Below are 19,099 nucleotides of genomic sequence, written 5' to 3'. Positions count from 1 at the left end.
TTTATATTCTAGCGACAATCGCAGCGGCAACATCTAGGGTGGTATAACCCGCATTTGGGTAAATATCTGGTGTACCAACACCTGCTTCGACCGCTTCGGCGACTGCTTTTTCTATGCTGCGCGCCGCTTCATCTTGACCTAGTGAATAACGTAGCATTAACGCGGCACTTAAAATTTGCGCGATTGGATTAGCAATCCCTTTCCCTGCGATATCTGGCGCGGAGCCACCCGCAGGTTCGTACAAACCAAAGCCAGATTGGTTTAAGCTTGCCGATGGTAATAAGCCCATAGATCCAGTGATCATCGCGCATTCGTCAGATAAAATATCACCAAATAGGTTATCGCACAGCAATACATCAAACTGACTAGGCTGTTTAACTAACTGCATCGCCGCATTATCAACATAAATATAATCAAGGCTTACTTCTGGAAAGTCTTTGCTTACCTCTGTAACCACTTCACGCCATAATACGCTTGATGCCAATACGTTAGCTTTATCAACCGAGGTAACATGGTTATTACGTAACTTTGCTGCTTCAAAAGCAAAACGCGCAATACGTTCAATTTCTTTACGTGAATAGGTTTGCGTGTCGAAAGCGGCTTCATCAGCCCCTTCACCACTGCGGCCTTTGTCACCAAAGTAAATGCCGCCGGTTAATTCACGCACACATAAAATATCAAAACCTTGTGCGCTGATATCAGCGCGCAGTGGCGATGCAGCGCTCAGTGCTGGTAATAGTTGCGCTGGGCGTAAGTTACAAAACAAACCAAAGTGTTTGCGCAGTGGTAAAAGTGATGCACGTTCTGGTTGTTCGTTTGGCGGTAGGTTTTCCCACTTAGGGCCACCCACTGAACCAAACAAAATAGCATCAGCACTTTCACAGGCTGCAAGAGTTGGATCGGGTAACGCTTTACCAAATTGATCAATCGCAGCGCCACCAATAGCATGATGATGACGAGTTAAAGTAAAACCAAATTTACTGCTCACAGCATCCAATACTTGCTCTGCTGCTGCCATTACTTCTGGGCCGATACCGTCGCCTGCTAATACTGCAACGCTATAATTTGATTGACTCATCCTGCTTTCCTTTGTTGTTTTAAATCAGACACTTTTTGTGCGCGATAAATTAAGTTATAAACGCGGATCATAGCGCGTACTGACGCTTCAACCACATCCGCGGCAATGCCCGCGCCGTGATAAGGGCGACCATCGTATTTAGCTATTATATTTACTTCACCTAGTGAGCTGGCACCTTCTCCGGTGGCTTCTAGATTAAATTCAATCATTTCAACAGCCATACCCGTTAAACGCTCAATCGCTAAGAATGACGCTTCTACAGGGCCATTACCAGTAGCCGCTTCTTGTTTAGACTCACCATTAATCGTCATACCAATTGTAGAGCTTGCCACTGATTGCGAGTTAGAGGTTGAGTTAACAAACTCTAATTGGTATTTGTCGTCTTTATCACTGATCTGATTAAAGTAGATCATCGCTTCTAGATCGTAGTCGTACACTGTACCTTTTTGATCTGCAAGGGTTAAGAAGCTTTCATATAGGCTATCCATATCGTAATCAGATTTTTGATAGCCTAATTCTTCAAGGCGGTGCTCAATAACATGACGACCCGAACGTGAAGTCATATTTAATTGATTATTTGGTACGCCGACGCTTTCTGGTGACATAATTTCATAGGTATTTTGTGCTTTTAATACGCCGTCTTGATGAATACCTGAACTATGGGCAAACGCATTCTCGCCAACAATCGCTTTGTTAGGTTGCACAGGCATATTACAAATTTTTGCTACTTGGCGTGAGGCGCGATAGATTTCTTCACTGCGAATATCGGTATACACTTTTAAGTGGTCTTGGCGCATCTTCATGATCATCGCCACTTCTTCAAGCGAGCAGTTACCCGCACGCTCACCAATCCCATTAATCGTACATTCGATTTGTCGTGCACCGGCTTGCACCGCTGCAACAGAATTGGCAACTGCCAAACCTAAATCATTATGGCAATGTACACTTAACCGCGCTTTATCAATATTTGGCACGTTATTCATTAAATGGCGGATCATCGCCGCGTATTCGTCTGGCGTTACAAAACCAACTGTATCCGGTAAATTGATGGTTGATGCACCGGCGTTAATCGCCTGCTCAACAATTTTGCATAAATCCCAATGCGGTGTACGGCCTGCGTCTTCGCATGAAAATTCCACATCATCAGTATAATTACGGGCAAGCTTGATTGATTTAACCGCCATTGCTGTCGCGTCATCTAAGCTCATGCGCAGTTTGTGTTCTAAATGCAACGGGCTAGTAGCAATAAAAGTATGAATTCGACTTTGCTGTGCTGTGCGAAGTGCTTCGCCACAGGCTTCAATATCTTTAGCAACAGCACGCGCTAAACCACAAATAATTGGGCCTTTCACCTCTGTGGCAATACGTTGAACTGAACGAAAATCGGCAGGGCTCGAAACCGGAAAACCAACTTCCATCACATCCACATTTAGGCGGCTAATAGTATGCGCCAGCTGGATTTTATCTTCTTCAGTTAGGCTCGCTTTAAGCGCTTGCTCACCATCACGTAAGGTGGTGTCGAAAATCCATACTTTATCTTGTTCTTGCATAATCTGCCCTTAATTCTCTGCTGCCCTGGATGCGAGATAAAAAAAACCCCGCAATATGCGGGGTTTTTTGTGTTTACTTAATGCAAATACACTAATCCCCGCTCACGTGCACTAGCAGTAAGAGGTTTAGTTTTAATGTAATTAAATGAGTATTTTGCATCGTCTTTACTAAATGTGTGTGTTCAGTGAGGCCTATTTTTAACACTTCAAAACTGTGCATGCAAGCATAATATTTTCTTTAAAGCGAATTAAAAACCCCTCAAAAAGAAATAAAAATCCAAAAATTCAAATTTAAAGCATAAATTAATACAAAAACTTAGTGATTTAAGTTTATTAAACTAGCTACCTCACAGCCTTCGCCTAGATTAACTCTTTGCTATTTTTTACTCTTTATTACCATCACGCACATAATTGCTAGCGCCACGGGTTATATAGCGCAATTGCCAAATTAAACGTTCGACTAATTCTTCTCGTTGTTGGCCTTCAATATCAAGCGCCTCGGCACCAGCATTAAATACTAAAGTCACCATAGCCTCTGCTTGAATATACGCATGAGTGGCATCACACGGGGTTTCGCTTTCAAGATAATGGGCAAGCTCTAAAATAAAGTGTTTAATTTCACGGGCCACAGCAGCACGAAATGCTTTAGAGGTACCGGAACGTTCACGCAGTAATAATCTAAATTGATTACTGGAGTTATCAATAAACTCCATAAAAGTAACAATCGAGGTGGTAATGATACTGCCACCACTAGCTATACGGCGACGTGCTTGACGCATCAGTTGACGCAGCGTTAAGCCAGCTTCGTCAACCATAGTTAAACCGAGTTCATTCATGTCTTTAAAGTGGCGGTAAAATGAGGTTGGTGCTATACCTGCTTCACGGGCAACTTCACGTAAACTTAAATTAGAAAAACTATGATCGGCGCTCAATTGGTTAAATGCCGCTTCAATTAAAGCTTGTCGTGTTTTTTGTTTCTGTTGCGCGCGAACACCCGACATGAACTACTCCTGATTTAATTTAAATCAATTTATGGTGATTTTTATCTTAATTCTCCAGTCTAATACTTGACGGCAAGAGAATGAAATATTATTTTAGCTTACAAGTGTACGCTCAGATTTTTAAAGATGAAAAAACCACCAATTATTTGGACCAACGTCCTATTTTTTAGCATTACCTTTTTGGCAGCAGCCACATTAGTGCCTTGGTATGGATTTACCCATGGCTTTACCAGCAGCCATTGGCTAGCATTCATTGCTTGTATGTTTTATGCCGGTATGTCGATTACCGCAGGCTATCATCGTCTTTGGGCACATAAAACCTATGATGCTCACCCAGTGGTTGAGTTTATTTTCGCGTTAGGCGGTGCCTTTGCGCTGCAAAATAGTGCGCTGCATTGGAGTAGCGATCACCGTGTTCATCATGGTCAAGTTGATGATCCAGTAAAAGACCCTTACGCAGCAACCAATGGCTTTTGGTATAGCCATATCGGCTGGATGCTGCGTGATTACCAAGGCGACAGCTATAGTGATTACTCTAATTGCCGTGATTTACAACGCAATAAAATAGTGATGTGGCAACACCGCCATTATATGAAATTAGTATTAGCAACTAATATTGGTATTCCACTTGTACTTGGCTTAATGATTGGTGATGTATTGGCTATGCTGTTATTAGCCGGATTATTACGTTTGGTATTGAGTCAGCATTTCACCTTCTTTATCAATTCTGTGGCACATATCTGGGGATCTCGTCCTTATACTGAAAAAAATACTGCCCGTGATAACGGGGTTCTAGCCTTATTTACTTATGGCGAGGGTTACCATAACTTTCACCATATTTTTGCCAGTGACTATCGCAATGGCATAAAATGGTTTCATTATGATCCAACAAAATGGATGATCCGCGCTTTTGCGGCTGTTGGTCTTGCTAAAAAATTAAAACGTACGCCGGTTGAACGCATCGAAAAAGCTAAAGCCGAAACGTTAATGAATAGAACGCAAAACCGTTTAGCTAAATTGCCTTTAGCGCAAGATAAGCTTACATTATTGCAGCAAGAGTACGATTTATTGCTGAAAAAGCTACAGCACTATTGCGCACTAAAAAAGCAAGTATTAGAAGTTAAAAAGAATAACATGCTGCAACAATGCGAAAAATCAGCTTTAATGACACAATATCATGAGTTGGAAGCGGCCTGGGAAAACCAAAAACAGGCGTGGCTTGCACTCAATGCGAGGTTATTAAAAGCCTCTTTTAGTTAATGTAGGAGTGGCTGTGGCCAAACAACAAGTAAAGCAAGAACAACCATCATTTCAGTATGATGCAATTATTATAGGCACAGGTCCTGGCGGTGAAGGTACCGCCATGAACCTGTCTAAAAGTAACAAAAAAGTGGCCGTTATCGAACGCCAAGCTGCCGTTGGTGGTGGTTGCGTACATTGGGGTACTATCCCTTCAAAAGCACTACGTCACTCTGTTAGCCGCTATATAGAATACAAAGCAAACCCATTGTTTAATGTCGGTGAGCGCCCTAGTCGGTTAACGTTTCCTGATATTTTGCGCCACGCCAGCTCGGTTATTTCTAAGCAATCAAATTTACGCAGTAGCTTTTACGACCGTAACCGCATTCATATGTTTCAAGGTGATGCCAGCTTTGTTGATAAGCACACGATTGAAATTAAACGTCTTGATGGTTCAACCGAACGACTAACTGCTAAAACCATTGTTATTGCTACTGGTTCTCGCCCTTATCGTCCACCTGAAGTCGACTTTACCCATTCACGCATTTACGACAGCGATACTATTTTAGGGCTAGAGCATGACCCTCATCGCGTTTTAATTTATGGTGCAGGTGTAATTGGCTGTGAATACGCTTCGATCTTTAAGGGTTTAGGCGCAAAGGTAGATTTAGTAAATACTCGCGACCGCTTATTAGCTTTTATGGATGCTGAAATCTCAGATGCGTTAAGCTATCACTTTTGGAATAGCGGTATTGTAATTCGTCATAACGAAGAATTTGACCGCATTGAAACCCGTGATGATTGTGTGGTCATGCATTTAAAATCGGGTAAGCGCGTAAAAGCTGACTGTATTTTATTTGCCAATGGTCGCACCGGCAACACTGACGGACTTAACCTTGCAGCGGTTGATTTAAAAGCCGATGGCCGCGGGCAGTTAAAAGTTAATGAAACTTACCAAACTGAGGTCGATAACATTTATGCCGTCGGTGATGTCATTGGCTACCCAAGCCTTGCCAGCGCAGCATTTGACCAAGGCCGTATTGCCGCCGATGCGATTGCATCTGGTAACTGCGATGAAAAGCTAATTATTGATATTCCAGCGGGTATTTATACCATTCCTGAAATGAGCTCTGTGGGTAAAACCGAACAACAACTTACTGCGGCTAAAATCCCTTATGAAGTCGGCAGAGCTCAATTTAAACATTTAGCGCGAGCACAGATTGCCGGTACCGAAGTCGGTAGTTTAAAAATATTATTCCACACTGAAACCAAGGAAGTACTGGGTGTACATTGCTTTGGTGAGCGTGCCTCGGAAATCGTGCACATTGGCCAAGCCATTATGGAACAAAAAAATGGCGGCAATAATATTGATTACTTTGTAAATACCACCTTTAACTACCCAACCATGGCTGAGGCCTACCGTGTTGCGGCGTTAAATGGTTTAAATCGCTTGTTTAAGTAACAAGTAAATAGCAAGTCGCAAAAAGCCCGCTTACATTAAGCGGGCTTTTTTAATGTTCATGTATAAAGCAAATTAATTACTTATGATATTTCGCACTTAACTCATGCACTGCGTTGATAAATACGCCTGCGTTTTCAGGGTCTACATCTGGCGTAATACCATGGCCTAAGTTAAATACATGGCCATTACCAGTGCCGAAATCTTCTAAAATTGTTGCGACCTCTTGGCGAATACGATCAGGTGTGCCATGTAGCATTGACGGATCCATATTGCCTTGCAGTGCCACTTTATCACCAACACGACGTTTAGCATCGCCAATATTAATGGTCCAATCGAGGCCTACTGCATCACAGCCTGTTGCTGCAATCGCTTCTATCCATTGACCGCCATTTTTAGTAAACAGTGTTACAGGCACTTTACGGCCATCGTATTCACGAATTAAGCCATCTACAATCTTGTGCATGTATTGCAATGAAAACTCGTTGTAATCACGCGGGCTTAATACACCACCCCAAGAGTCAAATATCATCAGAGACTGCGCACCGGCTTTAATTTGGGCATTTAAGTAGTCGATCACTGAATCAGCTAATTTATCGAGCAATAAATGCAATGTTTGCGGCTCTGCAAATGCCATTTTTTTTATTTTACCAAATACCTTGCTGCTACCACCTTCAACCATGTAAGTAGCGAGTGTCCACGGAGAGCCCGAAAAACCAATTAGCGGCACTTCACCTTTCAGCTCACGGCGTATAGTGCTCACAGCATTCATTACATAGCCAAGCTCGTCTGTTGGATCAAGCTTTGGAATCTTTTTCACATCGGCTAACGATGAGATTGGCCGTTCAAATTTAGGACCCTCACCCGTTTCAAAGTACAAGCCTAAGCCCATCGCATCAGGGATGGTTAAAATGTCACTAAATAAAATAGCAGCGTCTAATGGATAACGACGCAGTGGCTGTAGTGTCACTTCGCACGCTAGCTCAGCATTTTTACACAGGCTCATAAAATCGCCCGCTTGTGCACGTGTTGCACGGTATTCTGGTAAATAGCGCCCTGCTTGGCGCATCATCCATACCGGAGTTACATCAACAGGTTGTTTTTGTAATGCACGTAAATAACGGTCGTTTTTTAATTCGCTCATGCGTAAGAGATCCTAAAGCTGTTATGAAATTGCGCAGATTGTATCACCATATCGCACAGCGCTCTATCGCAATAACAGCAAAACGCGCTTGGATAGATATAGATCATGAGTTTTATTTTTCGCTTAAAAACCAAGCAACAAACAGTAACATTTGAATTTTTTCATTAATATGTTTGCAACATTGTAAAAAGCTTGGTATAACTTGTCCCGCGTTAACAATAAAAACAATAAAAAATTATATAACAACAAAAATAAAAATCTTCCCATAACAATAAGAAAGCTTGTTTAAACAGGTCATGGAAAAGAAATTAAACCACCATTTATGGTGGTTTTTTCTTGCCTAAAACAATTGCCTTGTAGTAATCATAACTAGCTATATATCAATACATTAATCTTTTATTACTAAATTATTTAAAAAATGTGTTGATCTTTACTGCATATTTCATTGTTATAGAGGAAACCAACCCAGCTAAGGAGAATGATAATGCTGACGCGTTTGGAAAAAGCTCAACAAAAATGGGGTGGTAGCCACACCGTTATCGACAAATGGCTGACAGAACGTCAAGAACTGTTAGTCTTATATTGTCGTATTGCTGGCTTTTCACCGTATGATAAAAAAGACCACGCTTTACCAGATCAATTACAGATCCAAAATTTTTGCCAAATTTTGATGGACTACTTATCTGCTGGGCACTTTGAAGTGTATGACGACATTGCCAAAGCATGTGAGCAAAAAGGCCCTCACAGCCAACAGCTAGCAAGTGAACTTTATCCACGAATTTCAGAAACTACCGATACTGCACTTGATTTTAATGATAAATATGCAGAAGTGGACAAAGAAGATTTACTCAATGATTTTGATGATGACTTATCAAAACTTGGCGAAGCACTTGAGCTGCGCTTTGAGCTAGAAGATGAATTAATCGATAATTTGTATTCTAATCATACCTAGATAAGCCACATTGATGATATAGCAAGGAGCCCTGCTCCTTGTTTACTTTTTCACTGCTGTTGATTCAAAAATAAATTAAATATTCCTAGCCAAACCAAAAAAAATGAAACTTATATTTCGATAATGTAATGATAGCCTTGTCGGATTGACCGCATGCTTAGCACTTTAAAACTAATGGGTGCACTGGAGGGGTTGTTTTTGGTGACTGTAACGATTGCAGTCCAGGAAATGGCTATGGCTCATTAACACTTGCTGAAATTTTTGCAGATTACATTAAACCGCAGACTATTCCTGCCTACCGAAGCGTGATGATTGGTCATCTCAAACGACCATTTATTTTGCCGATCAGCATCCAAATTGAGCTTAATGCTGATGCCGGTACACTGATTATAAAAGAAGCCGCCTTCAGCTAAAATTTAGCAACAAAAAAGGGGCTAATTAGCCCCTTTTCAATACAGAATAACTAATTACTCTGCAGCAGCTGACTTCTCTTCGTCTTGAATTTCAAGTAGTTCTACTTCAAAAACAAGCGTTGAGTTAGCTGGAATTTTACCTAAGTCACGGTCGCCGTAAGCAAGCTCAGCAGGAATAGTGAACTTGTACTTAGAGCCAACAGGCATAAGTTGTAAACCTTCAGTCCAACCAGCGATTACGCGGTTAAGTGGGAAAGTTGTTGGCTCGTTACGTGAATAAGAGCTGTCAAATTCAGTGCCGTCCAATAAAGTACCTTTGTAATGTACTTTTACTACATCGGTAGCGACTGGTTTTTCGCCATCACCTTGGGTGATCACTTCATACTGTAGGCCAGATTCAGTTACTGTAACGCCTTCTTTGTTAGCGTTATCTGCTAAGTATTTAACACCTGCAGCTTGGCTCTTTTCAGCTTCAACTTTAGCGTGTGCTTCTTGTTTAGTACGCACTGATGTATCTAATGCAGTTAATACTTCACGAATTTTTTCTTCGTCAATTTTTGCATCACCAGCAAGGGCATCTTCAAAACCACGAATTAATAGTGCTTGGTCAAGCTCAATACCTAGCTCTTTTTTGTCAGCTAAATCTTTATTTAAAAAGTTACCAACAGATGCACCAATACCGTATGCTTGTTGTTGTGCTTCAGTATCCAGCGTTACAGGTGCTTGTTCTTGTTTTGCTTCTTGATTACAAGCTGTTAGCGCAAAAACTGACGCTGCAATCAATGACAATTTAATCGTCTTTTTCATTTTAAATCTCCGACACACTTTGCAGATGTCATTTATTGTATTATTACTAGTTAATGATTAACGGCCCGTGATAGGCTACTTATCTAATTTCTGATTGTAAGCTACCGCTCACTTTCAAGTTATTAGATAAACAACCTTGGCGTCTAACGTGCCCTAGTCTAACCTCTCAATCACTAAGAGTTAAGGGGAAATACCTGTAATATGTCGATATTTCGTACTTTTTTGTATCTTCTGTGCTGCACCTTACTAATTGCCTGCTCAGAACAAAAAGACCAAGCGACTGCAAGCTATGAGCATGCAGCTAGAGGTGCGTTTGCCTCAGCGGTATCCCATGATGGCAAATACAGCCTGATCTCATCCATACACCATGGGGTCGCCCTGTGGGATAATCAACAGCAAGTACTAAAATACCAATGGTTTCAGCAGCGAGCTCAAGATAGCTTAGTCCACACTGTCGCCATTGCGTATGACAATAGCCATGCTGTCACCGCAGAAAAAACCACTTTTGCAGTTTGGGATATTGCTAGCGGTAAAAATACCGGCTATTACAAAATCAAAACCGCCACCATTCGAGATATCGCTATTAGCAACCAAGGTCGCAGCGTTTTGTATGGCCGCAGCGATGGCGTGGTTGTTTACCTCGAGTTAGAAACCGGTAGGCGCATAGAGTTCCTTGGTCACCAAGAAAAAATTAACGTGGTCGATTTATCCCCTAATGGGCACTTTGCCCTCAGTGGCTCTAACGATTATGCCGCCTACTTTTGGGACACTCGTACAGGGCAAGTGATCCATCGCTTTAATCACCCCACCAGAGTGACTCAAGTGGCACTTGATCCACAAGGTCGCTATGCATTTACCGCAGACAGTATGGCACAAGCACATGTATGGCAGCTGACAACAGGTGATCTTGTTAGTAAACTGCAGTATATTGCCCGCCAGAGAATTTTCACTGCGGTACGCTTTAATGACGCAGGCACATTGCTGGCAACAGGCTCACCTAACCGCTTAGTTGATTTATGGCAATTAGCTACAGGTGAACAAATTCAAAGTTGGCGTGTCACCCCGCGCGAAGGCAGCAAACCAAAATCGGCGGTGGTGCTTGATGTCGCTTTTACTGACAACGATACAGGGTTGTTAACCGAAAGCTCCAGTGGGATCGCTGAGCGCTTTACTAGACGAGAAAAAAAATGAACACAATTGAACATCGCTTAACAGAACTTGAAGCCAAAGTGGCCTTTCAAGATGAAACGATTGAAATTTTAAATGACGAAATCAAAGTTCACCAGCAGCTATTAGCAAAAATGAAACGCCAAACAGAGCTACTGGCTGAAAAAATTAAAGAGTCGCAAGCATCGTCGATGATGATGTCAGATACGCCAGAGCCACCGCCGCCACACTATTGATTGCAGCGTCGCTTAATCGCCCGGTTTAAACACGCCAATGACTTGTTCAAATTGGCGTGTTGATGCTTGCACTGCCTGCTCTGGCTGTGCCATTTTATGGCCGCACTGCATGCACTCAACTTTTTCTACATCATGCTCTTTATAAAGCATCATCATATCCATGGTTTTACACTCTGGACAGGTTGCCCCAGCAATAAATCGTTTTTTCTGCTTCACTACGCTTTCTCACAGTTAGATTAGAAAAGAAACTCGCCGCATTTTAACCCAATAACTGCTCAGTTGATACGCTAGCAATTGAAATATAGCCCAGCTTCCGTGCTATGATAGCGTCAAGTTCACACAGGCACAGTAAAGCGCATAATACATGATCCAAATCTCAGAAATTGAATTACTCCGTGGCGGTAAAGCACTGCTTAAAGACGCATCGGCAACCTTATTTCCAGAGCACAAAGTTGGCCTCGTTGGTGCAAATGGTTGCGGTAAGTCAACGCTATTTAGCTTATTAAAATCAGAGCTACAGCTTGATGCTGGTAATTGCAGTATTCCTAAAGATTGGTCGATTGCCTCGGTAAAACAAGAAACCCCTGCGCTTGAGATCAGCGCCATTGATTATGTATTACAAGGTCATCCAGAGTATTACGCCATGCGTATTGCGCTGCGCGAAGCAGAACAACATAACGATGGCGATACCCAAGCCAAAGTGCACATACAACTTGAGCACATTAAAGGCTATAGCATAGAAGCCAAAGCCGGTGAACTGCTGCATGGTTTAGGGTTTGCCAATAACCAAATCGAAAACCCAGTGAGTGATTTTTCCGGTGGCTGGCGCATGCGTTTAAACCTTGCGCAAGCACTTATTCGCGATGCAGATTTATTATTACTGGATGAGCCAACCAACCATTTAGATTTAGATGCCGTGTATTGGCTAGAACGCTTTTTACGCGCCTACACAGGTACACTGGTATTAATATCGCATGACCGCGAGTTTTTAGACGCGGTAGTTGATCAAATTTGGCATATTGATAAGCAGCTGATCAATGTCTACAAAGGTAATTACTCGCAGTTTGAACGCCAAAAAGCAGAGCGTTTATTACAGCACCAAGCTATGTTTGAAAAACAACAAGAACAAATTGCCCACCTTGAGCAGTTTATTACCCGTTTTAAAGCCAAAGCCAGTAAAGCTAAGCAAGCACAAAGCCGTGTTAAAGCCCTTGAACGTATGGAAAAACTCGCCCCCGCTCACGCAGACTCACCGTTTGACTTTGAATTTGCCGAGCCAATCGCACTGCCAAACCCTTTGATGACGCTCGATAAAGCGCAAGCAGGTTATGGCGACACGACAATATTACACAGTATAAAACTTAACTTAGTGCCTGGTAGTCGTATCGCCCTACTTGGTCGTAATGGCGCGGGTAAATCTACGTTAATCAAATTGCTATCAGGCGAGTTACAACCGCAAGCCGGTGAAGTGTTTCAGCATCAGGGTTTAAATATTGGTTACTTTGCCCAGCATCAATTGGAATCACTCGATTTAAAAGCCAGCGCAGTTACTCATTTACAGCGTTTAAACCCAAAAGCGAGCGAGCAATCACTGCGCGACTTTTTAGGTGGTTTTGCCTTTATTGGCGATAAAGCCCTTGAGCCAGTTGCACCGTTTTCTGGTGGTGAAAAAGCCCGCCTAGTGTTAGCGATGTTGGTTTATCAAAAACCTAACTTACTGCTACTGGATGAGCCAACCAACCACCTTGATTTAGAAATGCGTCATGCACTGGTTATGGCATTACAAGGCTTTGAAGGCGCGATGGTAACTGTATCCCATGACCGTCACATGCTAAAAAATACCGCCGACGAATATTACTTAGTGGATAACGGTGAAGTAACCCAGTTTGGCTACGACTTAGACGAATACTATCAATGGCTACTTAATGCTAATAAAGAAGCGGCAAAAGCCACTCAAGCTGACGATGAGCCAAAAGCTAATTCGCAAGTCAATCGCAAAGAGCAAAAACGCCTAGAGGCCGAATTTAGAAAAGCCGTGCAACCACTTAAAAAACAGATTGAAAAGCTCGAAAAGCAACTCGATAAACACTCAGCGGAATTAGCTGAAATCGAACAGGCACTTGGCGATAACGAGCTTTATAACGATGACAACAAATCAAAACTCAAAGAGTTACTCGCAAAACAAGCGACATTAACGCCAAAAGTAAATGACATCGAAGAGGAGCTACTGATGGCTCTTGAAGAGATGGAAGAAAAAGAACAAGCGTTTGCCGATGAACTTGCTTAATAGCGATGACTTTTGGCAGTTTGCATGTCAGCTTTATAGTGAAGGTGATATGCAAGCGCGCCTGTTAGATTATCAAAACCAGCAAGGTAAAAACGTTAACCTGTGCCTGCTACTGTATTATTTAGATTCCCTCAATCTAGCAATTAGTCAAGCACAGCTAAACAAACTTGCACAATCCATTAGTGAACTTGATCAACACGTATTACAACCCCTGCGTGCCGCCCGCGGCTATTTAAAAGCGAATCAAACCGAGATTGCAGATTATGCTGCAATTCGTAAAGACCTACTCATCGCCGAGTTAAAGCTAGAAAAGCAACAGCAAGGGATGTTAATAACCACAATTAATAGCTTTGCTCTAACACCTTGCAGCACGCCAAATAACACATCGTTATATTTGTAAAAGCTCTCATGTAGGTCGTGCTTTAGCGCGACAATCCTAATAACAAAAATAATTCATGGCTAAAGCCATTTCCTACGGGTAACCAAATCTTGTAGGAGCCAGCTTTAGCTGTGAATAAACTTTAAATTCACCCTCATTTACTTCTCATGCTCTTCTCTTTGTGCAAAAAGACCTTTAAATGACTTACAGCAAAAATTGTCGTCATAAATGACGACCTACAGCAATTCATTACCTTGTAACTTTCCTCTCGCTAACTCTCCCTCACAAGCTCATTATCTCGCTAGCTTTCGCCTAGCTAACTGACTTGATCCAAATCAACTTCTGTATCACTGCTAATCAACTTAGGAAAATAGCTTGATCTGGATCATATCAAGCTCTGCCAAGCCAGCCTATGATTAACCCATAGCCATTAGGAGGCATTTATGGACGTATTCTTCAGAGACTTTTTTAGTGACCCAGTACTATTTTTATCATTTGGTTTTCTGGGAGTTGTGATCAGTTTATGCCTTTTCTTTGTGTACTTTTTTATCAAGAAAGTACATGACGACAAAACACCTAATCAGAATTAAGCACGACGCGCAAAGCCCCTTATCAACTTGTTTGATTAGGGGCTTTTTATTAAAATTTGTTACACTAGCAATTCAAATAGCTAAACATGTTTTAAATTATGCTTACAAATTTCAAGCCTGCGTGGTGGATGAGTAATCGTCATGTGCAAACAATTATGCCGCGTTTTTTTCGCCCTTTTCATAATACACGTTACCAATTAGAACAGCTTGATACCCCAGACGGTGATTTTTTAGAGCTTGCTTGGTCGCTACCAAAAAATGACCACACGCCACTGGCTATTGTGCTGCACGGCCTTGAGGGCAACATTAATAGCTTTTATGCCAAAGGCATGATGAAAGCCCTGAAAAAAAGCGGTTTTAGCGTTGTATTAATGCATTTTCGTAATTGTTCGACTGAAGCTAACCGCCTACCCCGTGCTTATCACAGTGGCGAAACTGGCGACCTTGATTTTTTTATAAAACAGCTCAAACAGCAGTTTCCAGATCGACCTTTGCTGGCAGTTGGTTTTTCACTCGGTGGTAACGTACTGGCAAAATATTTAGGTGAACAAGGGGAGCAATGTTTACTTAATGGCGCCGCGGTTGTATCTGCACCTTATGATTTATCGGCATCATGCCAAGTAATACGTAAAAGCTTAGCAAAAATTTATCAGAAGTATTTGCTCGATCGGATGAAAAAGTCCATGCACCGTAAACTGCCGCAAATCAAGCAACAAATTAATTTAACGCCAGAGCAATTACTCGCCATTGATGATTTATGGCTGTTTGATGAGCACCTCACAGCACCGCTGCATGGCTTTAATGGCGCTGAAGATTATTACCAGCAAGCCAGTGCCAAGGCATATTTAAAACACATCGCCACACCGACTTTAATTATTCACGCTAAAGATGACCCTATGCTGTCGATTAAAGCCGTACCTAGTAGGCAAGATGTGAGTGAGCATGTTACGCTGCGTATCTCAGAAAAAGGCGGCCATGTTGGTTTTATAACGGGTAGTAACCCATTTAAACCTGTTTACTGGTTAGAGCAAATCGTGCCTGAGTACTTCAATCAGATCGTTAAAAAAGAGCCGTTATGATCATTCCACACCAACAACTCGATAAAGACACATTGTATAACCTTATTGAAAGCTATGTTTTGCGTGAAGGCACCGATTACGGTGAGCAAGAATTCAGCATTGAAAGTAAAGTGGCGCAAGTAAAGCAGCAATTAACCACTGGCGAAGCGCTGGTGTTTTTCTCTGAACTACACGAATCGGTCACTATTATTTCGAAGAGCGAATTTAAAGCACTGCAAAGTGAAGAGCAATTTAACGAGTAAACTTGTAACCAGCGTTGCAAAAATAGACAATGGCTTTTTTCCTTAAAGAGCCATTAAAAATGATAAAACTAAGCTCAATGGTTGTTGCTATCTCTCTAGCTCTTAGCAGCCAAGTAAATGCAGCTACAATTACCCCCTCAGCTAAAGCAATCAAACTCACCCAAGAAACTATTTTGATCGATACTCATATCGATGTGCCGTACCGTATTCATGCGAAATGGGCTGATGTAACTAAAGCCACTGATGACGGTGATTTTGACTACCCACGCGCAGTACAAGGTGGGTTGAACGCGCCGTTTATGTCGATTTATATTCCAGCTCATTTAGAGTTTGAAGGAAAAGGTAAAAGCTACCAATTAGCCAATCAACTCATTGATAGCATGGAAGCGATTGCACAACGCGCCCCTGACAAGTTTGCTATTGCAAGCTCTACCGCTGATATTAAAGCGCAATTTAAGCAAGGTAAAATGTCACTTGCCATGGGCATGGAAAATGGCTCGCCCATTGAGGGCGAAATGAAAAACCTACAACACTTTTTTGACCGTGGTGTGCGCTATATCACCCTAGCTCACTCACAAAGCAACCATATTGCTGATTCGTCGTATGATATTCGCCGTAAATGGAAAGGGCTTAGCCCATTTGGTAAAAAGCTGGTTACTGAGATGAACAACATCGGCATGCTGATTGATGTTTCACATATTTCAGATGATGCATTTTATCAAGTAATAGAACTATCTAAAACGCCGGTGATCGCCTCACACTCATCGCTACGTAAATACACGCCAGGCTTTGAGCGTAATATGGACGATGACATGTTACTAGCACTGAAAAAGAATGGCGGTGTTATTCAAATTAACTTTGGTTCAAGCTTTGTTACATCTAACTCCCGCAGTTGGTACGACCAACTCAATAACAAAAAAGACGATGCTAAAAAGCAAGGCGTTAAACTAAGTAAGGATTTTGATGCTGCGTACCGTAAGAAAAACCCCTTCCCGTTTGCCAGCCTTGAGCAAGTACTTGATCACATAGATCACGTTGTTGAGCTAATTGGCATCGATTACGTTGGTATTGGCTCTGATTATGATGGTGTGGGCGATTCTTTACCAGTTGGCTTAAAAGATGTATCTAGCTACCCTAACCTTGTACAAGGCTTAATGGATAGAGGCTACAGCGACACTGATATCAAAAAAATATTAAGTGACAATGTACTACGCGTGTGGCAACAAGCCGAACAGTATGCGAAAAAGCATTAACTCATAAATGTTAAGCTCTGGGCAACTGGAGCTTATATACAAAGCCACAGCAAAAAACTCATTTTTGTACCTACCTTCTTACATCTTTTAACAGAAATTTTTAGCGAAAAGAGATAAATTAGCGTTTTATCTTTGGAGCACATTTTTAATGCCTATCAATAAGGGCTCTGTAGCAATTGTTATTGCCACAATTGCCATTGCTATATCGTGTTACGGTACTTTTTTCGCAAAACATGTAGTAACCCCGCATACAAAACAAACTACTCTACAACAAAATGGTTCAGAAATAGTGGTCACTAACATCCCATTAAATAGCGATTATAATGAGCTATCAATTGATCTATTAAATAAAAAGATTACCGCCTTAGAATTACAACTCGCTAATTTGCAAATACAGAATCCAGCATTTGCAGAGGCAGCCAATAACGACGATTTTAAAGAGCTGGTATTAGCGGTGCTAAATGAAAAAGAACAACAAGTGCAAGCTAAAATGCGAGCGAGTAACCCTTATCATGCCTTTTACTCCGAGTTACCTGATGACTATGAACTACGTATAAAATCAGATCCACAATATGCTCAAAAAATGGCAACTCAGTTAAGAGAGCAAATTCTCAACCCAAATATAAGTGATGCAGAGCGCCTAGTGGCTTTAAATCAACTGCAATTAAATATGAATATCTTGAATAAACAGAGCATGCCTGAATATGACTTTGCTGTTATTGATAGTCTCTTTAATTTAGCAATCAATAGCACCGATGGTAATTTTAAAATACAAGCAATCGAGACAGTCACACAGACACCAGTGCTTGACTACCGGGTTGTCGAAAAGTTTACTCAGTTATTAGAAACTGATAACAATGACTATGTGCGCCGCTTAGCTGTGCAAGGTTTAGTGATGCAGTACTATCAAGCGCAGAATGAGCAAACTGGTTACAGTCAACAAGTGGCGCAGCATCTTTTAAGCCTATATAAAAACCCCACTGATAATGATGTCAAAACGTTACTTGATGAAGTATTCGGCAATCAAAAAATGTTGGATGAATTGCAAAACCACGCAACAGGCGGCAGTTAAAAGCAAACAGCTGCTGAGCCGTGTTTACACATGATTTCTTAGCTAGTCTTTGAATATAAAAAATTCATATTAATAAGCATGAAGCTGCCCATTGTTCTGGCTATACTTTCACATAATTAATTAGCTGCATTTAATCTGTAATCGACTATGCGCACTATTAACACTCGCAGCGGCATCAGCATTAGCTATCAAGCTAGCGGAGACCTTGCTGCTCCCGTTATTATTTTGATTATGGGGCTCGGTGCACAGTTAACAGTATGGCCCGATGAACTTTATTATGGCTTGGTTAATAATGGCTTTCGGGTGATCCGATTTGATAACCGCGACACAGGGCTTTCGAGCCAACTTGAGCAGCTAGGTAATCCTAACCTATTTAAAGTATGGTTAACTAAACGACTGCCTGTTGCATCGCATATACCATACACCTTAGATGATATGGCAAATGATGTTATCGAGCTGATGGCTGAGCTAAAAATCAAAAAAGCGCACCTAGTCGGCGCCTCTATGGGTGGCATGATTGCTCAGCTTATTGCTGCACAACATAAAAAGAAGGTGCTGAGCTTAACCTCAATTATGTCGAGCTCCACTAAACCTAAGTTATCGGCATCTAGCTTAAAGTTATTTTTACGACTCGCTAAACACCGCCCGTTACGAGCAAATCGCGATAGCGCTATTCATTACAATATAAAACTCAATCAATTAATTGGTAGCCCCGCCTATCCTCAAGATGAACAAACGCTACGTAAGCAAGCGACTCTAGGAGTTGATAGAGCACACAACCCGCAAGGTTTTAACCGACAACTCGCAGCAATTGCCGCCAGTGATTGTCGGCAGCATTTAATGCCGAAAATAAAAGCCCCTACATTAGTCATTCACGGCAGTTTAGACCCCGTCATGCCTGTGGCCGCAGGAAAGCAAACCGCACAGCAGATACGCAAAGCAAAATTAAAAATCGTAAAGGGTATGGGTCATAACTTCCCGCCAGCATTAATGGCAAAAATGACCAAATGGATCAGCAAACACGTTAAAAAAGCAGAGCAAAAGCGCGCCAAGAAAAAGCGGTAAGCGGTAAGCGGTAAGCGGTAAGCGGTAAGCGGTAAGCGGTAAGCGGTAAGCGGTAAGCGGTAAGCGGTAAGCGGTAAGCGGTAAGC

At 41.8% G+C, this 19,099-nt stretch carries 18 protein-coding genes and 1 pseudogene; 13 read left to right on the top strand and 6 right to left on the bottom strand.

The features are described from left to right. Nucleotide 1: 1 nt before the first annotated feature. From leuB to fabR, 3 genes are all read right to left on the bottom strand, one after another. Complete coding sequence (gene leuB / locus ENH88_RS13960; protein ID WP_304182995.1) at nt 2-1,078, bottom strand: 3-isopropylmalate dehydrogenase; 1,077 nt, start codon at nt 1,076-1,078, stop codon at nt 2-4. After that, nucleotides 1,075-2,628, bottom strand: coding sequence for a 2-isopropylmalate synthase (leuA, locus tag ENH88_RS13955; RefSeq protein ID WP_145242424.1), 1,554 nt, complete (start codon nt 2,626-2,628; stop codon nt 1,075-1,077). Before leuA ends, leuB begins: the two co-directional genes overlap by 4 nt. A 383-nt stretch (nt 2,629-3,011) precedes the next feature. Then, nucleotides 3,012-3,629, bottom strand: coding sequence for an HTH-type transcriptional repressor FabR (gene fabR, locus ENH88_RS13950; RefSeq protein ID WP_149980408.1), 618 nt, complete (start codon nt 3,627-3,629; stop codon nt 3,012-3,014). A 126-nt stretch (nt 3,630-3,755) separates the two neighbouring features. Here fabR and ENH88_RS13945 point away from each other — a divergent pair, with 126 nt between their 5' ends. Both ENH88_RS13945 and sthA read left to right on the top strand, forming a co-directional pair. Then, nucleotides 3,756-4,889 carry an acyl-CoA desaturase gene (locus tag ENH88_RS13945; RefSeq protein WP_304182994.1) on the top strand — a complete coding sequence of 378 codons (1,134 nt, stop codon included), beginning with the start codon at nt 3,756-3,758 and terminating at the stop codon, nt 4,887-4,889. A gap of 13 nt (nt 4,890-4,902) precedes the next feature. Beyond that, the gene (gene sthA, locus ENH88_RS13940) at nt 4,903-6,330 is read left to right on the top strand and encodes a Si-specific NAD(P)(+) transhydrogenase (RefSeq protein ID WP_304182992.1); all 1,428 of its coding nucleotides are present in this window, start codon (nt 4,903-4,905) and stop codon (nt 6,328-6,330) included. Between the two features lie 76 nt (nt 6,331-6,406). On the opposite strand, the gene hemE is transcribed toward sthA, so the two are convergent. After that, a complete protein-coding gene (gene hemE, locus ENH88_RS13935) occupies nt 6,407-7,471 on the bottom strand; it encodes a uroporphyrinogen decarboxylase (RefSeq protein WP_304182990.1) in 1,065 nt (354 codons plus the stop codon). Between the two features lie 484 nt (nt 7,472-7,955). On the opposite strand from hemE, the gene rsd reads away from it, so the two are divergent. Both rsd and ENH88_RS13925 read left to right on the top strand, forming a co-directional pair. Beyond that, nucleotides 7,956-8,423 (top strand): sigma D regulator, encoded by a 468-nt coding sequence (gene rsd, locus ENH88_RS13930; protein WP_304182988.1) that lies wholly within the window; start codon nt 7,956-7,958, stop codon nt 8,421-8,423. 245 nt (nt 8,424-8,668) lie between these two features. Next, a pseudogene (locus ENH88_RS13925) lies at nt 8,669-8,836 on the top strand (LD-carboxypeptidase); the annotation flags it as partial. A 54-nt stretch (nt 8,837-8,890) separates the two neighbouring features. Here ENH88_RS13925 and fkpA read toward each other — a convergent pair. Further along, nucleotides 8,891-9,643 (bottom strand): FKBP-type peptidyl-prolyl cis-trans isomerase, encoded by a 753-nt coding sequence (fkpA, locus tag ENH88_RS13920; RefSeq protein ID WP_304182987.1) that lies wholly within the window; start codon nt 9,641-9,643, stop codon nt 8,891-8,893. 201 nt (nt 9,644-9,844) lie between these two features. Between fkpA and ENH88_RS13915 the strand changes: the two genes are divergently transcribed. Both ENH88_RS13915 and ENH88_RS13910 read left to right on the top strand, forming a co-directional pair. Next, nucleotides 9,845-10,834 carry a WD40 repeat domain-containing protein gene (locus ENH88_RS13915; protein ID WP_304182984.1) on the top strand — a complete coding sequence of 330 codons (990 nt, stop codon included), beginning with the start codon at nt 9,845-9,847 and terminating at the stop codon, nt 10,832-10,834. Further along, on the top strand, nt 10,831-11,046 hold the full coding sequence (locus ENH88_RS13910; RefSeq protein WP_182719570.1) for a SlyX family protein: 216 nt from the start codon (nt 10,831-10,833) through the stop codon (nt 11,044-11,046). The genes ENH88_RS13915 and ENH88_RS13910 overlap by 4 nt, the downstream gene beginning before the upstream one ends. 12 nt (nt 11,047-11,058) lie before the next feature. On the opposite strand, the gene ENH88_RS13905 is transcribed toward ENH88_RS13910, so the two are convergent. Next, entirely contained in the window at nt 11,059-11,262 is a 204-nt protein-coding gene (locus ENH88_RS13905; protein ID WP_029216159.1) for a YheV family putative zinc ribbon protein, read from the bottom strand. Between the two features lie 148 nt (nt 11,263-11,410). Here ENH88_RS13905 and ENH88_RS13900 point away from each other — a divergent pair, with 148 nt between their 5' ends. The 7 genes from ENH88_RS13900 to ENH88_RS13870 all read left to right on the top strand — a co-directional run bounded on the left by ENH88_RS13900 (nt 11,411) and on the right by ENH88_RS13870 (nt 19,013). Continuing rightward, nucleotides 11,411-13,333, top strand: a complete 1,923-nt coding sequence (locus ENH88_RS13900) for an ATP-binding cassette domain-containing protein (protein WP_304182979.1) — start codon at nt 11,411-11,413, stop codon at nt 13,331-13,333. Continuing rightward, on the top strand, nt 13,320-13,733 hold the full coding sequence (locus ENH88_RS13895; protein WP_304182976.1) for a TIGR02444 family protein: 414 nt from the start codon (nt 13,320-13,322) through the stop codon (nt 13,731-13,733). Before ENH88_RS13900 ends, ENH88_RS13895 begins: the two co-directional genes overlap by 14 nt. A 667-nt stretch (nt 13,734-14,400) precedes the next feature. Beyond that, nucleotides 14,401-15,381, top strand: coding sequence for a hydrolase (locus tag ENH88_RS13890; protein ID WP_283709839.1), 981 nt, complete (start codon nt 14,401-14,403; stop codon nt 15,379-15,381). Beyond that, nucleotides 15,378-15,623 carry a YheU family protein gene (locus ENH88_RS13885; RefSeq protein WP_192543172.1) on the top strand — a complete coding sequence of 82 codons (246 nt, stop codon included), beginning with the start codon at nt 15,378-15,380 and terminating at the stop codon, nt 15,621-15,623. Before ENH88_RS13890 ends, ENH88_RS13885 begins: the two co-directional genes overlap by 4 nt. Nucleotides 15,624-15,682: 59 nt before the next feature. After that, nucleotides 15,683-16,876 carry a dipeptidase gene (locus ENH88_RS13880; protein WP_304182968.1) on the top strand — a complete coding sequence of 398 codons (1,194 nt, stop codon included), beginning with the start codon at nt 15,683-15,685 and terminating at the stop codon, nt 16,874-16,876. A 148-nt stretch (nt 16,877-17,024) separates the two neighbouring features. Beyond that, entirely contained in the window at nt 17,025-17,948 is a 924-nt protein-coding gene (locus ENH88_RS13875) for a HEAT repeat domain-containing protein (protein ID WP_304182966.1), read from the top strand. A 147-nt stretch (nt 17,949-18,095) separates the two neighbouring features. After that, nucleotides 18,096-19,013 (top strand): alpha/beta fold hydrolase, encoded by a 918-nt coding sequence (locus tag ENH88_RS13870; RefSeq protein WP_304182964.1) that lies wholly within the window; start codon nt 18,096-18,098, stop codon nt 19,011-19,013. The last annotated feature ends 86 nt before the right edge of the window (nt 19,014-19,099 follow it).

It is taken from the genome of Pseudoalteromonas prydzensis (genome assembly GCF_011050055.1).
GTDB classification, from domain to species: domain Bacteria; phylum Pseudomonadota; class Gammaproteobacteria; order Enterobacterales; family Alteromonadaceae; genus Pseudoalteromonas; species Pseudoalteromonas prydzensis_A.
The sequence above is the reverse complement of the archived record's forward strand: the minus strand, read 5'-3'. Positions and strand labels throughout refer to the sequence as shown.

Excerpts from the sequence above, each read along its gene's own strand:
- rsd (WP_304182988.1), top strand. The coding sequence starts at position 7,956 with ATGCTGACGCGTTTGGAAAAAGCTCAACAAAAATGGGGTGGTAGCCAC.
- ENH88_RS13870 (WP_304182964.1), top strand. The coding sequence starts at position 18,096 with ATGCGCACTATTAACACTCGCAGCGGCATCAGCATTAGCTATCAAGCT.
- ENH88_RS13915 (WP_304182984.1), top strand. The coding sequence starts at position 9,845 with ATGTCGATATTTCGTACTTTTTTGTATCTTCTGTGCTGCACCTTACTA.
- leuB (WP_304182995.1), bottom strand. The coding sequence starts at position 1,078 with ATGAGTCAATCAAATTATAGCGTTGCAGTATTAGCAGGCGACGGTATC.
- ENH88_RS13945 (WP_304182994.1), top strand. The coding sequence starts at position 3,756 with ATGAAAAAACCACCAATTATTTGGACCAACGTCCTATTTTTTAGCATT.
- ENH88_RS13875 (WP_304182966.1), top strand. The coding sequence starts at position 17,025 with ATGCCTATCAATAAGGGCTCTGTAGCAATTGTTATTGCCACAATTGCC.
- hemE (WP_304182990.1), bottom strand. The coding sequence starts at position 7,471 with ATGAGCGAATTAAAAAACGACCGTTATTTACGTGCATTACAAAAACAA.
- ENH88_RS13910 (WP_182719570.1), top strand. The coding sequence starts at position 10,831 with ATGAACACAATTGAACATCGCTTAACAGAACTTGAAGCCAAAGTGGCC.
- leuA (WP_145242424.1), bottom strand. The coding sequence starts at position 2,628 with ATGCAAGAACAAGATAAAGTATGGATTTTCGACACCACCTTACGTGAT.
- ENH88_RS13895 (WP_304182976.1), top strand. The coding sequence starts at position 13,320 with ATGAACTTGCTTAATAGCGATGACTTTTGGCAGTTTGCATGTCAGCTT.
- fkpA (WP_304182987.1), bottom strand. The coding sequence starts at position 9,643 with ATGAAAAAGACGATTAAATTGTCATTGATTGCAGCGTCAGTTTTTGCG.
- ENH88_RS13880 (WP_304182968.1), top strand. The coding sequence starts at position 15,683 with ATGATAAAACTAAGCTCAATGGTTGTTGCTATCTCTCTAGCTCTTAGC.
- ENH88_RS13885 (WP_192543172.1), top strand. The coding sequence starts at position 15,378 with ATGATCATTCCACACCAACAACTCGATAAAGACACATTGTATAACCTT.
- fabR (WP_149980408.1), bottom strand. The coding sequence starts at position 3,629 with ATGTCGGGTGTTCGCGCGCAACAGAAACAAAAAACACGACAAGCTTTA.
- ENH88_RS13890 (WP_283709839.1), top strand. The coding sequence starts at position 14,401 with ATGCTTACAAATTTCAAGCCTGCGTGGTGGATGAGTAATCGTCATGTG.
- ENH88_RS13900 (WP_304182979.1), top strand. The coding sequence starts at position 11,411 with ATGATCCAAATCTCAGAAATTGAATTACTCCGTGGCGGTAAAGCACTG.